A 13,668-nucleotide genomic window follows, 5' to 3' on the forward strand; every position below is an offset into this window, starting at 1 on the left:
ACGCATATAATGAGAATCGTTCGCATCAATATGCTCCACCCCGCGCAGGCCCCACATGCCCTCCGGCGACACCACCGTCAAGTTCCACACCCTGTACAGCGACCACCACGGCTGGCTGCAGGGCTGGCTGCGCCGGCGCGTGGGCCACGCGGGGGATGCGGCCGACCTGGCGCATGACACCTTTCTGCGCATCCTGCTGACGGGAAGAACGCCGGAGGCCGACCAATCGCGCGCCCACCTGACGCAGGTCGCCAAAGGACTGGTGATCGACCTCCACCGCCGGCGCCTGGTGGAAGCCGCCTATCTGGAGGCCCTGGCGCACCGGCCTCAGGCGCAGGCCCCCTCGGCTGAACAACGGGCGCTGATCATCGAGGAACTGCTGCTGGTGGACCGCGCACTGGGCGCGCTGCCGGCCAAGGTACGCCAGACGTTCCTGCTGTCGCAACTCGACGGACTCACGTATTCCCAGATCGCCAAGAGCCTGGGCATTTCTTTCGCCACGGTGCGCAAGTACATGCTGCGGTCGGCGCAATCCCTGCACGCAGCGATGCTGGCCGCGGAAGGTGGGAACAAGCAGTGAGTGCCGCGCATGCTACACCGGCCCCGGAATCTTCCGGCGTCCCGGAGTCCGCGGTGCAGCGCGCGCTGGAATGGCAGGTGACATTCTGGTCGGGCGAAGTCACGCCGCGCGAGCGCGCCGCATTCGACCGCTGGCTGGCGCAGGACACCGACCATGCACGGGCCTGGAGCCAGGTACAGCGCACCGGCCAGCGCGTCCGGTCGCTGACCGGACCGGTGGAAGGCGAGGCGCTACGCGCGGCGGATGCCGCGCGTAGCGCCTCCACCCGCCGCACCCTGTTGCGGACCGTAGGCCTGTTCGCGACAGCAGGCGTGGCCGCCTACGCGGCGCGAAACACGGCACCGGTGCAATCCATGCTGGCCGAGCATCGGACGGGCCGCGGCGAACGGCGGGACCTGCTGCTACCCGACGGCACGCGCCTGGTGCTCAACACCGACAGCGCGATCGACCTGCGGTTCACGACGCAGGCGCGCGACGTGCTCCTGCGCGCCGGCGAGGTCTTCATCGCGACGGCGCCGGACCCGCTCGGCGCCGAGGGTCTTGCCTCCCGCCCTTTCACCGTGCATACCCAGCACGGGGCCGTACAGGCAATCGGCACGCGGTTCACCGTGCGGCTGTCCGACGGCAGATCGATGGCGTCGGTGGACGAAGGCGCAGTGCGGATCCAGCCGCGCCTGACCGCTGCGAGCCCGGTACGACTTGAAGCGGGACAGCGTGCATGGTTCTCCGCGACGGCGGTGGAATCGCCGGTGGCATCCCTGCCCGGGGATTCAGCCTGGACACATGGACGGCTGGTAGCCGAACGCATGCGCTTGCGGGACTTCCTGGCTGAATTGGGCCGCTATCGCAGCGGCCTGCTGCGCTGCGACCCGGCGGTGCAGGACCTCGTCGTCTCCGGCGTGTACCCGCTCGACGACACGGACCTGGCCTTGTCGACCCTGGCCCATGCCCTGCCAGTGCGCATCGACAGCGTGACGCGATACTGGGTGACGGTCCGCGCGCGGGCAGGCTAGAAACCGCATCGAGTTTTTTCCGCTTGCCGTAGCACTTTTTCCTTTTCATCCGGGATACCAGGAAAGGCCCTCGCGCAGATACGAGGCCGCAACGCTCCCCTCGGAAAGGAAAACCATGCATCCGCGCCACCGCAGCCGACCCCATACCCCGCCCTCTTGCCCGCGCACGCCGCTGGCGCGCGCGGCGCTGATGCTCTGCCTGGCGGCGGGCACCCTGGCACTGCCCGCCGCGACCCGGGCCCAGGCCGCGGCGCAAGGCGATGCGGTACTTCGGCACGAGATTCCCTCGGGCACGCTGGACCAGGCACTCAATCGCTTCGCCGCCGCCGCGGGTATCACGCTGTCGATCGACGGCTCGCTCACCGCCGGCAAGACCAGCCGGGGCCTGTCGGGCAATTTCGGCGTGCGCGACGGCCTGGCGCATCTGCTGGCCGGCTCGGGGCTGGAAGCCGTGACCACGGCCGGCGGTGGCTATGTCCTGCGCGCCGCGCCGCTCCTGCCATCGACCAGCGATACGATGCTGCCGACCATCACCGTGACGGCGCGCGGCGAATCCGAAGCCGAACTTCCGCCGCCGTACGCCGGCGGACAGGTCGCGCGCGGCGGCCGGCTGGGCCTGCTGGGCAATCAGGACGTGATGGACACGCCCTTCAATGTGGCAAGCTACACCAGCGAACTGATGCAGAACCAGCAGTCAGCCACCCTGGCCGATGTCCTGGACAACGACCCCGCCGTGCGCATGAGTTCGCGCGGGCGCAATACCAGCGTGGGCGGCGGCGACAACTTCTTCCTGCGCGGCTTCGGACTGGGCAACCGCGATATCTCTCTCAATGGCCTGTACGGCGTCCTGCCCTATGGCACGCTGTCGCTGGAAACGGTAGAACGCGTGGAGGTGCTCAAGGGTCCCAGCGCGCTGTTGACAGGCATGGCCCCCAGCGGTGGAGTGGGCGGAGCCATCAACGTGGTACCCAAGCGCGCGACCGACGCGCCCATCACGCGGCTGACGGGCAGCTATGCCTCTGATTCGCTGTGGGGAACGCATGTGGACCTGGGCCGGCGATTCGGCGAACAGAATCAGTTCGGCGTGCGGGCCAATGGCGTCTATCGCAGCGGAGACACCGCGACGTCGGGACAATCGGTCAAGCTGGGCGCGGCGTCGCTGGGCCTGGACTACCGGGGCGAGCGGCTTCGCGCCTCGCTGGATCTCGGATACCAGTCCGACGACGCGCGCGCCGCGTCCGTGGGCTATCGCCTGGCGCCCGCGCTCACGGCCGTGCCCGCCGCGCCGAAGACCGGCGCGCGCTTCGCCCAGGACTGGGAACGGCGCAAGTATGTGGACGACTACCAGGTCGCGCAAGTGGAGTTCGACGTGTCGTCGTCGCTCATGGTCTACGGCGCCGCTGGCGCGCGCGACCACCGCCACAGCAACTACCGCACCGAGTCTCGCATCCTCAACCCGGCGGGTGATCTTGCCACTTCGCCCGTCAACTATCCGGAAACATCCAAGTCCAAATCGTTCCTGGCGGGCGCCCGGATGAAGTTCGAGGCGCTGAACGCCCTGCACGAAATCAACGTGGCGGCATCCTCGCTGGACACCACGGCCGGTTACGGATTTGCACAATGGGCGGGTACCGCCTCCAACCTGTACAACCCCGCCAGGATCCCGGACCCGCTGCAAGCCGGCGCGCCGTTCGCGGGCTTTCTGGATACCCGCAAGGCCTCGGAAACGCAGTTGTCGTCGGTGGGCATCTCGGACAGCATTTCCTGGAACGACGATGCGGTGCGGCTCATTCTGGGCGTGCGCCGGCAGAAGATCAGCGTGGACAACTATGCCGCCACCGCGCCCGTGAATCCGCGCACTTCCGGCTACGAACGCACGGTCAACTCGCCCGCTGTCGGCCTGGTGGTCAAGCCCTGGAACCACGTCTCGCTGTATGCCAACTACATCGAAGGGCTGAGCCCCGGCGCCACCGCACCGGCCGATGCCGAGAACAGCGGAGAGACCTTTCCGCCGGTCAAGACCAAGCAGAAGGAACTGGGCGCCAAGATCGACTTCGGACGGGTGATCGGCACCGTATCCCTCTTCGAGCTCAAGCAGCCCAACGCGATCACCGTGCCCGGCAGCACGCCGCTGGCCTATCGCTACGTGATGGACGGGGAACAGCGCAACCGGGGGATGGAACTCAGCGCCTTCGGCGAACTGGCGCGCGGCGTGCGGCTGCTGGGGGGCATGACCTACCTGCAGGCCAAGCAGATGCGCACGCAGGGCGGTACCAACGACGGCAAGGACGCCATCGTGGCGCCGCGCTGGATCGCCAACGTCGGCCTGGAGTGGGACGCCCCCTTCCTGCCCGGCCTGACGCTGACCACGCGCGTGCTCGCCACCGGCAAGCAATACGTCAATGCGGCCAACACCCTGCGGCTGCCCGGCTGGACCCGCTGGGACGCCGGCGCGCGCTACCGGACGCGGGCGCTCGGGTACCCCGTCACCCTGCGCGCGAACGTGCTGAACCTGGCCAACAGCAGCTACTGGGAAGGAAGCGCGGGATCCGGCGGCATCGTCCTGTCGGCGCCGCGCACGGTCTACCTCTCGGCCACGATCGACTTCTGAGCCCGGCATGCGCTTACGGCCGGCAATCGCGCGGCTGCACCGCTGGATCGGACTGGTGGCCGCGGGCTTCCTGCTGGTCGCGGGCCTGACCGGTGCGCTGCTGGCCTGGTACGACGAGCTGGATGCCTTGCTCGCACCACGGCTGTTGACGGCGCACCCGTCTCCCGGCGCCGCGCAGCCGCTGGATGCCCTGGCGCTGCGCGCACGGGTGGCGCAGGCGTATCCGCACCGGCGGGTCAACCATGTACCGTTGAGCCAACCTCCAGGCCGCTCGGCGGTCTTCTTTGTCGCGCCCGGTCCTGACGATACCGGCAAGCCTGTCCCGCCGGTGGCGCAGGTGCTGGTCCAGCCCTATACCGGCCAGGTGCTCGGCGACCGTGTCCTGGGGCAGGCCGCACCTGGCGCCCGGTACGTCATGCCCTTCATCTATCGCCTGCACCATTCGCTGGCGCTGGGCCTGGCGGGCACGCTGATGCTGGGCGCCGCGGCGCTGCTCTGGACGGTGGACTGCTTCGTCGGCCTGTGGCTGACCCTGCCGGCCGCTTCGGCCTCGCCGCGGCGGGCCGGCGGAATGGCCGGCAAATCCTGGCTGCGGCGATGGATGCCTGCGTGGTGGGTACGCTGGCAAGGCGGCAGCTACAAACTCACGTTCGACCTGCATCGGGCGGGCGGCCTGTGGATCTGGGCCATGCTCTTCGTATTCGCGTGGAGCAGCGTGGCGTTCAACCTGACACCGGCCTACGATGCGGTCATGGCACGCGGCGGCCTGTCGTTCCAGGCCGATACGCGTTCGCAGCCGACACTGACGGCGCCCCAGGACCAGCCCGGTCTTAGCTGGCAACAAGCCCTGGAGACCGGCCGGAGGTTGATGGAAGAACAAGCGTCGGCGAAGGGATTCTCCATCCAGCGCGAAGACCTGCTGTACTACGATCCGCGGCGCGCGCTGTTCAGCTACTACGTGCGCAGCAGCCTGGACGTGCGCGAACGCGTGGGCCGTACCGTCGTCGCCTTCGATGGCAACACGGGCGAGCTTCGCCTGTCCTGGTTTCCCACCGGCGCCGCCAGCGGCGACACGATCACCAGTTGGCTGGCCGGCCTGCACATGGCTGCGCGGTGGGGTTGGCCGCTTCAAGCGCTCGTTACGGTCGTTGGGCTGATGGTCGCCATGCTGAGCGCGACGGGCGTCCTGGTCTGGCGGCGCAAGGCAGGAGCGCGCCGGCGAGCAAGGGCCGACCCCGCGCCCGCCTGTACGCGGCCTTAGGCGCCGGATGCGGATACGCACGCCTGCTCGGCGCTGGCGGTCAGGCTTGCAAGAATGCTTTCGAACGACTCTTCCGCGAGTCGATGCAGCTCCACGGTCGTGCGGTTCTGCATGGGGTGCGGCACGTAAAGCGACGCCCCTTCGAAACCAATTGCCGCGCATTGCTTGGCAAAGGCATCGCGGAACTCGGTCGTCAGCACGCTTACCCCCGGCAAGCCCCGTTGATCCAGGTCGCCACGTCGAATTCCGCGCCCCATTCGATTTCCGACTGGAGGCCGGCTATGGTGCCCATACGCAGCGTCACGGCTCGCCCGGCCGCTTCCTCCAGGCGGGGCAACAGGCGGACCAGTACATTCTTCACCGCCATCGTCGCCATGACGGTACAGCCGAACGAGTTCCCGACCATGCTTCAGATTCGCGCCAACATAGTGATGAGCCATGCTATGGCGCGAAGCCCCGGCCACCAAGCGACCATTTCTTAATGCTCGAATAGGCCTGCTAAATTCGTACGGGGCGGCTGACCCGGGCGAGGATCGGAGCCTACGCAGAAACAGGGCCGAGGCGGAGCAGCTCGATGGCCTCCTTCTCGATATCGTAGTCATACAGCGACTTGCGCAACGTCGAAGAGTTGGCGATCTCCCGGTCGCGCTGTCCGAGATCCGCGTACTTGGAGTCGTAGCGCAAGCCATTCTTCCGGGCTTCCGCCTGCACCATGGCGGTACGGGGCCGCCGCAGCGCCTCATAGCGCTTCAGCGCGTCGTGAACCGAGTCGCCATCGGCGCATCCTTGCAGCAGGACCGCCAGGGCCGTTCCATCTTCGATGGCCTGGTTCGCGCCTTGCCCCAGGTGGGGAAGCATCGGATGAGCCGCATCGCCAAGCAATGCCAGGCGTCCGTTCACCCATTTCTCGAGCGGCTTGCGGTCGAACAGTCCCCACCAGAAACACGTTTCGACCTTGGCGAGCAATCCGGTCACGCGCGGGTCCCAGCCGGCGAATGACGCGGCGAGCTCATCGCGGTCGCCAACGGCGGACCAGGATTCCACCGTCTCGCTCGTTGTCGGGACGAAGCCGACGTAGTTCACCATTTCGCCTCGGCGGACCGGGAACACCATGAAATGCTTGCCGTCCCCCATCCAGACCTGGTGTGCCTCCCGTCTCCATTCGGGAATCCGGTCAGAGGAGATCAAGCCCCGGTATGCCCGGAATCCCGCGTATTCAGGGGCCGACGGTTCCACGACGTATTTCTGCAAGACCGAATTGATGCCATCGGCCCCGATCACGACGTCCGCACGCGCGACGTGGCCGTTGTCGAAGGTCAGGCTTGCCCCCGCTTCATCCTGGCTGAAGCCGATGCACCGATGACCGGTATGTATGGACCCCGCGGGCATCGCATCCTCCAATACCTTCAGGAGATCGGCGCGATGCATGCCATACATCCCGTTCCAGCCGCTCGAGTCGGTGGTCAGTATCTTGCCGACGACCGAACCGTCCATGCGGTAATACTCCGACCCCTGGCCCACCCTGGCGCCGACCCGGGCCAGGGCTTCGCCCAGGCCGATCCGCTCGAGCTGCCTCAGGCTGTTGGGATAGACAAAGAGGCCTGCGCCGACTTCCCGCAGCACGCTCGACTGTTCATAGACCGCGACCCGGATTCCCCGATGAGACAACGCCACTGCGGCGGCGAGCCCGCCGATGCCACCACCCACAATGGCTACCTGAATGCTTTTCGACATCACTGATCCTTCATTTTCCGTTCTTTGAAGTGGGACCGAGCAGCTCCTTGATGGATCGATACTCGGTGGCAATTTCCTCGGCCAGCGCCTGGCGGGATCCCCATTCCTGCGTCATGCCCGATGGAAGCAATTGCGCCGAGATGGCGGGGCTGCGTGCCGCCTGTTCCAGCGCGGGAAGCAAGGTGTCGATGACGTGCCCGGGAACGCCGGCGGGCATGAAAAAGCCGAACCATACGCCCAGGAGATCGGCGTTGTATCCGAGCTTGCGCAGCGTCGGGATGGCGGGGAAATCCGGGAACGGCGACGAGATCGCCAAAGCGCGCAACGATCCGCTGCGGATATGGGCGCTTACGGCGCCCAGCGCAAGGATCACCGCATCGATGTAGCCGCCGAGCAGGTCGGTCACGGCGGGCGCCGCGCCCTTGTAGTTCACCGAGTTCAACGGCGCGCCCACCGCCGCATTCATCAACTGGACGCTTATCTCGCCGACGGATCCGGGTCCGGCATTCCCGATGTTGATGCCGCCGGAACGCTGTCGTGCGAGGTCGACCATTTCCTTGATGGTCTTGAAAGGCGCGTCTTTATGGACCACCAGTACCGACGGGCTTCTGGTCGTCAGCGCCAGTGGCGTCAGGTCCGTCAATGGATCGTAGTTGGCCGCCTCGGGATCGATCACGCGCCGGATGGTCAGCGGGCTGTTCTGTGCGTAGAGCAAGGTATATCCATCCTTGGGCGCCCGGATGACGGCTTGGGTCCCCAGCGAACCGCCGGCGCCCGGGCGGTTCATGACCGTGACGGCAACGCCCAGCAACTTCGAGAGTTCCTGCCCGATCAGGCGCGCCGCGCGGTCCGCGGCATCCCCCGCCGCGAGCGGGGTCACCAGGTTGATCGGCATCCGCGGGTAATCATTCGCGCGCGAGATCAGCGGGACGGCCAACAGCGAGGACATGCCCAGGAATGTTCGTCTCTTTATCATTTGCCTATGCCCTGAAAAGTTGATGAATACGGACGATCCCCGGTCTAGCCGCAGTAGAAGCTGTCGGCCGACTGCGTTTCGCCACTGCCCCTGTAGACAGCCTGACGGGGGTACGGACACATCAGGCGCTGCAACATCACCGGCTTGGTGACGTCGCCGTCCTGGAACTTCGTCGCAACGAATTTTTCTGGCGCGGCACCCTTCTCCACCCAATTGCGCAGTGCCAGGACGGCGTCATGTTCGGCATCGCCCGCCACGGCCTGCTGCGCAATCGCCCCGAAGTGCCACGCACCTTCGCCGGCGCCTCCGTGCCCGACCCCTGACATCATGAACAGGCGATAGAAGCTTTGCTCCGCGGCAAGGTCGCCACCTGTCGTGCGGTTCCGGACCTCCTCGTAGTACTGGACGATGCGTTCCGGCATCGTCACCGCGTCTTGCCAGCCGTGATACTGGATGAGCTTGCCCCCGGCCTGCCTGAACGCGCTCAAGTCAGCCTGCTGGTCGGCGTTCATGAAGCCGAGCGTGGCCTCGACCAGGGGCAGGTCAGAGTGAACGTCGAACGTGGAAGCATCCCAATCGGGCTGCCCCAGCGCGATCTTGTAGACCGTGGCCGCGTGTGCAGGCGTGCCATTCACGTAGCCAAACCCTGTCCAGTCGTTTTCGAACCCATGCAGGTACCCCGGGTACAGATATTCGAGCGTGACCGGGTCGCGCAACGGGGACAGGACTGTCGTCAGCGCATCGGCTTGCAGGCTGGTCAGGCAGCTCGATGAGTCTTGGCCGGCATGGCACAGAAGCGCGTGAGGATCCCATCGGCAGGAGCGCGGATCCCGCAAGATGCCGTCGGAAATGCCGTCGTCGGCATCGCACGCGGCGATGGCCGATTTCCTTGCCAGATCCAGCAAGGAGGCGCCCGCCGCGCCCTGGATCCCGGCCTTCAGCAACTGTTGACTCGCGTAGAGCTTCTGCGTCGCCACGCGGGTCCAGTTGATCAGCGCCGAGCCGGCAAGCACGCCATTGAAGTCCGTCGGGAATTTCTGCGCCGACATCAGGCCATCTCTGCCCCCGGTCGAAGCGCCATTGAAATAGGAGTAGACCGCGGACTTCCCATAGAACCCCTTGATGATCGCCTTGGACGCGACCGCCGTCTCATGCGTGGCGCGATACGCGAAATCAACGATGCGCTCCGGAAAGCCGATCGCCCACGTGGCATCGGTGACGGCGGTCGCGGCGTGCCCTCCGTCGGTGATGGCGATGGCGTAGCCGTTCCGGAGATGAGGCGCCATCGAGCCCCAGTAGGATGAGAACGCCGTGCCCCAGCCGTTCTGCCCCAACTGCTGGTACCGGCCATTCCACGACGCAGCGGGCAGCCATAGCTCGACGCCGATCCTGGACCCCGGTACCGGCGCCAGACTGGCGGTCACCCTGCAGAATGCGGGAAGGTTGCCGAAAGCCGAGGTGCTTCCAGCCGGTTGGTAAGTCCCCGCAGGCACGGCCTGGGCGGCGGTGATCTCGACGTTCTGAAGCCGAAGGCTCCGGAGGCTTTCACAGCTGGTGGCGGCCGCGAAAGTCTCTGCCGGCGCGGCGGCCGGCGCACTGCCGTCTCCTCCGCAACCCGCTATCCCCATCAAGCCCAGCAAGGCGGAAATCGCCAGTACGCGGACAAGTTGCTCTTCGAACATGCTGTCTCCTTGTTCTTGGGCGGTGATCTCTCAAGGCCGTACAGGCACCGGATCGTTACGCCGCAGCCATTCTATTGAGGCCGGTTCGTTCCACAAATAGCTTTTCCGGATAACATTGTTCCCAACAAGGAACAATCAAGATCGTCATGAAACCCCACCTGATTCATCACGTCCGCGTTTTCCTCGAGGTCGCGAAAACGGGCAGCTTCACGGCGGCGGCGAACGCGCTGGAAATGCCGAAGTCGTCTACCTCCCGCAGCATTGCCGCGCTGGAGAAAGAGCTGGGCATCAAATTGATCAATCGCACCACCCGGACGCTGGTGCTGACGGAAGAGGGACAGCGCTACTTCGAACAATGCAGCCGGGGGATGAATGAAATCGCCATGGCAACGCAGCTGGCGCAGACGGCGCCGTCCCGGCCCAATGGCCCCTTGCGCATCGCGGCTCCCATCGATTTCACGGTCCGCCTCACCGCAGACAAGGTGCGGGAATTTCTCGATCGGTACCCCGACGTCACGCTGGACCTGCACTTCACTCCCAAGTGGATGGATCCGCTTGCGGAGCGGTATGACGTCACGGTGCGCATGGGAGAGCTTCCCGATTCATCGCTTGTCATCCGGCGCCTGGGCGACTTGCCCAGGCGGCTGTATGCCTCTCCCGACTACCTTGCCCGCTTCGGTCATCCGCGCAACCCGCAGGACCTGACGAAGCACCAGTGCGTGCTTCGCAGCGAACGGGGTTCCGACCAGATCGAGCGGCGTTGGACGTTGCGGGCCTCTCGACGCTCCGTGGAAGTCGAAGTACGGGGTCGCGCGGCAGCCAATAACGTGGGCTTCATCCGCAATCTGGCCGTGGCGGGAAATGGCATTGCCGTCATGGCCGACGTTTTCGCCATTCCCGAAGTCGAGGCTGGCCGGCTGGTTCCCGTGCTTTCCGATTGGAGCGCCACCAGCCTGCCTGTCTACGCAGTGACGACCTCCCAGTTGTTGCCTGCCAAGACCCGGGCGTTGCTCGACTTCCTGTCCGACCTGCTCGCTCCGCTGCGAAGATAGGGTGAAAGTTCGACGGCTGTCGTTATTGACGCGCTTCCTGGTGCAACGCCCTGCACGTACACGAACCTGTAAGCGCCCGGCGAACCCATCTTCCCTCTAGTTTTGTCCCCGGCTAGTGTCCACCTCCTTTAGGTGGACACCATGACCAGGACAGAATTAAGCGTGGTTCGCCCACGGCGAACGTATACGAAGGCGTTCAAGGCGCAGGTGGTAGCCGAGTGCGGCGAACCGCAGAGCTCGATAGCCAGTGTGGCGCTGGCGCATGGGCTGAACGCGAACCTGGTGCATAAATGGCTCAGAATTGCCGAGGCGCGAGCAGATTCCGAGCCGGCCTTTGTGCCGTTGGTGCCGGCAGGCCGCACGCCAGGGACCGGGCAGCCGATCGAACTGGAGATCAGGCGAGCTAGCGTGCAAGTCTCGGTACGTTGGCCGGCCAGCGATGCGATCACTTGCGCGGCCTGGCTGAGCGAGTGGTTGAAGTGATCCGCGTCGATGCGATCTGGCTGGCAACGCAGCCGCTGGATATGCGCGCCGGTGCCGACACGGCCCTGGCCCGTGTGGTGGCGGTGTTCGGCGCAGCCCGCCCGCATCATGCCTATTGCTTTACGAACAAGCGTGCCAATCGCATGAAGGTGCTGGTGCATGACGGCATCGGGGTATGGCTGGCGGCGCGTCGTTTGAACCGCGGCAAGTTCACGTGGGCGAGCGAGATCCACGGCCCGCAGGTCAGCCTCGATGCCGAGCAGTGGCACGCCCTGGTGCTGGGCTTGCGCTGGCAACACGTGGGTCAGGCGGGCACGATCTCGGTGCTGTAGCCCAGCGCAATCGGGCAATGTGCCAATGGTGTTGGCCTTGGAGCTGGGCGATACTTGCACCATGAACCCGGCAGCCCCATCCCTGGACGATCTGGACGCGCAACAACTGCGCGCGCTGGCGGCCGAGTTGATGGGCACGCTGGCACGCAAGGATGAAGCGATCGCGCGCCACGAAGCCGAACAGATACGCAAAGATGACGCCATTGCGCGCCACGAAGCCGAGCAGGCCCGCCAACTGCAAGTTCTGCATCACAAGCAGACCCACATCGACCAACTGACGCAGGAGCTGGCGCTGTACAAGCGCTGGCGCTACGGGCGGCGCAGCGAGCAGCTCGATGCTGCCCAGGGCAGCCTGCTGGAAGAGACGATGGATGCCGACATGGCGGCCATCGAGGAAGAACTCGATGCCATCCGCGAGGAGGTGGCCGGGCGCCCCATCGAGCGCCAGCAGCCGCGCCGCATGCGTCTGCCGTCGTCCCTGCCGCGCACCGAGATCCACCACGAGCCTGAGTCCACGACCTGCCAGTGCGGCTGCGCCTTGCAGCGCATCGGCGAGGATACGAGCGAACGGTTGGACTACACGCCTGGCGTCTTTACCGTCGAGCACCACATCCGAGGCAAGTGGGTGTGCCGGCACTGCGAGACGCTGATCCAGGCACCGATCCCGGCGCAGATCATCGACAAGGGCATCCCCACCGCAGGCCTGCTGGCCCAGGTGCTGGTGGCCAAGTACGCCGACCACCTGCCGCTGTATCGCCAGGAAGGGATCTTTAGCCGCGCGGGCCTGACGCTGCCGCGCTCGACGCTGGGCGAGTGGGTGGGCATCTGCGGGCTGCGCTTGCAGCCGCTGGTAGATGCGCTCAAGGCCGAGGTGCTCACTAAAGGGGTGCTGCATGCTGACGAGACCCCGGTGCAGATGCTCAAGCCCGGCGCCGGCAAGACGCATCGCGCCTACCTGTGGGCGTATGCGCCGACGGCCTACGACAGCCTGCGGGCGGTCATCTACGACTTTACGCCCAGCCGGGCGGGCGAGCACTGCCGCACGTTCCTTGAGGACTGGCGAGGCAAACTGGTGACCGATGACTACTCGGGCTACAAGGCAGGCTTCGCTGCGGGCATCACGGAGCTGGGCTGCATGGCGCATGCCCGGCGTAAGTTCCACGAGCTGCACGCCAACCACCAGAGCCAGATCGCCGGCGAGGCACTGGAGCTGTTCGGAGCACTGTACGGCGTGGAGCGCGAGGCGCAAGACCTCGACCCCGACCGCAGACGGGCGCTACGCCAGGAACGGGCCCGTCCTATCGCTGACACGCTACACCGTTGGTTGATGGCGCAGCGCCTGCGCGTGCCCGATGGCTCGGGCACGGCCCGCGCCATCGACTACAGCCTCAAACGCTGGGAGGCGCTCACGCGCTACCTCGATGACGGCCATGCGCCGATCGACAACAACTGGGTCGAGAACCAGATCCGGCCGTGGGCTATCGGGCGTTCGAACTGGTTGTTCGCCGGCTCGCTGCGCGGCGGCCAGCGCGCGGCCGCCATCATGAGCCTGATCCAGTCGGCACGGCTCAACGGGCACGATCCGTATGGTTACCTCAAGGACGTGCTCACGCGGTTGCCGACGCAGAAGAACCATCTGATCGGTGAGCTGTTGCCTCAGCGCTGGCAGCCTGCTGCGTGAGCTCCGGCGTCAACACGGGTTCGCCGGGCGCTTACACGAACCTTGCAGAGCCAAGGCTTTATGCCGGTTTCAAAGCACCGCTGGCATTGCTGGAAAATCTTGGTGCTGGGAAGAGATCGAAGAATGCTTGCAGAGTCAGTGTTGCTGACCTGCTTTGCGGATGTGAGCTTTGACGCCGTTCTCGATCCACACCTTATTGCAAGCGAACGGATAGTCTTCGTCGTCTGACGTAGCCACGATGTCCAACAGGTCCTCAAATCGGG

13 protein-coding genes are annotated in these 13,668 nt (G+C 65.8%); 8 read left to right on the top strand and 5 right to left on the bottom strand.

The window, feature by feature from the left end; genetic code table 11:
* The first annotated feature begins 55 nt into the window (after positions 1-55).
* The 4 genes from R4823_RS24495 to R4823_RS24510 all read left to right on the top strand — a co-directional run bounded on the left by R4823_RS24495 (position 56) and on the right by R4823_RS24510 (position 5,465).
* A complete protein-coding gene (locus tag R4823_RS24495) occupies positions 56-580 on the top strand; it encodes a sigma-70 family RNA polymerase sigma factor (RefSeq protein WP_087836697.1) in 525 nt (174 codons plus the stop codon).
* 53 nt (positions 581-633) lie between these two features.
* Complete coding sequence (locus R4823_RS24500; RefSeq protein ID WP_338619228.1) at positions 634-1,593, top strand: FecR domain-containing protein; 960 nt, start codon at positions 634-636, stop codon at positions 1,591-1,593.
* 115 nt (positions 1,594-1,708) lie between these two features.
* Positions 1,709-4,204, top strand: coding sequence for a TonB-dependent receptor (locus R4823_RS24505; protein ID WP_087836695.1), 2,496 nt, complete (start codon positions 1,709-1,711; stop codon positions 4,202-4,204).
* Between the two features lie 7 nt (positions 4,205-4,211).
* Complete coding sequence (locus R4823_RS24510) at positions 4,212-5,465, top strand: PepSY-associated TM helix domain-containing protein (RefSeq protein WP_087836694.1); 1,254 nt, start codon at positions 4,212-4,214, stop codon at positions 5,463-5,465.
* Here R4823_RS24510 and R4823_RS24515 read toward each other — a convergent pair.
* The 5 genes from R4823_RS24515 to R4823_RS24535 all read right to left on the bottom strand — a co-directional run bounded on the left by R4823_RS24515 (position 5,462) and on the right by R4823_RS24535 (position 9,857).
* Positions 5,462-5,665: a hypothetical protein gene (locus tag R4823_RS24515; RefSeq protein ID WP_087836693.1), complete on the bottom strand. Its 204-nt coding sequence runs from the start codon at positions 5,663-5,665 to the stop codon at positions 5,462-5,464. The two genes, R4823_RS24510 and R4823_RS24515, sit on opposite strands and share 4 nt — an antisense overlap.
* Positions 5,666-5,667: 2 nt before the next feature.
* Positions 5,668-5,871: a hypothetical protein gene (locus tag R4823_RS24520; RefSeq protein ID WP_087836692.1), complete on the bottom strand. Its 204-nt coding sequence runs from the start codon at positions 5,869-5,871 to the stop codon at positions 5,668-5,670.
* A gap of 134 nt (positions 5,872-6,005) precedes the next feature.
* Positions 6,006-7,199, bottom strand: a complete 1,194-nt coding sequence (locus R4823_RS24525) for an FAD-dependent monooxygenase (RefSeq protein WP_087836691.1) — start codon at positions 7,197-7,199, stop codon at positions 6,006-6,008.
* A gap of 10 nt (positions 7,200-7,209) precedes the next feature.
* Positions 7,210-8,148, bottom strand: a complete 939-nt coding sequence (locus R4823_RS24530; RefSeq protein WP_165963301.1) for a tripartite tricarboxylate transporter substrate binding protein — start codon at positions 8,146-8,148, stop codon at positions 7,210-7,212.
* 71 nt (positions 8,149-8,219) lie between these two features.
* Entirely contained in the window at positions 8,220-9,857 is a 1,638-nt protein-coding gene (locus R4823_RS24535) for a tannase/feruloyl esterase family alpha/beta hydrolase (RefSeq protein ID WP_087836689.1), read from the bottom strand.
* A 146-nt stretch (positions 9,858-10,003) separates the two neighbouring features.
* On the opposite strand from R4823_RS24535, the gene R4823_RS24540 reads away from it, so the two are divergent.
* The 4 genes from R4823_RS24540 to R4823_RS24555 all read left to right on the top strand — a co-directional run bounded on the left by R4823_RS24540 (position 10,004) and on the right by R4823_RS24555 (position 13,405).
* A complete protein-coding gene (locus tag R4823_RS24540) occupies positions 10,004-10,909 on the top strand; it encodes a LysR family transcriptional regulator (protein ID WP_087836688.1) in 906 nt (301 codons plus the stop codon).
* A 141-nt stretch (positions 10,910-11,050) separates the two neighbouring features.
* On the top strand, positions 11,051-11,392 hold the full coding sequence (locus R4823_RS24545) for a transposase (RefSeq protein ID WP_140416844.1): 342 nt from the start codon (positions 11,051-11,053) through the stop codon (positions 11,390-11,392).
* Complete coding sequence (gene tnpB / locus R4823_RS24550; protein ID WP_140416843.1) at positions 11,380-11,724, top strand: IS66 family insertion sequence element accessory protein TnpB; 345 nt, start codon at positions 11,380-11,382, stop codon at positions 11,722-11,724. The genes R4823_RS24545 and tnpB overlap by 13 nt, the downstream gene beginning before the upstream one ends.
* Positions 11,725-11,785: 61 nt before the next feature.
* On the top strand, positions 11,786-13,405 hold the full coding sequence (locus tag R4823_RS24555; RefSeq protein WP_087838253.1) for an IS66 family transposase: 1,620 nt from the start codon (positions 11,786-11,788) through the stop codon (positions 13,403-13,405).
* Positions 13,406-13,668 lie beyond the last annotated feature (263 nt).

It is taken from the genome of Pigmentiphaga sp. CHJ604, assembly GCF_036972535.1.
Classification (GTDB): domain Bacteria; phylum Pseudomonadota; class Gammaproteobacteria; order Burkholderiales; family Burkholderiaceae_B; genus Pigmentiphaga; species Pigmentiphaga daeguensis.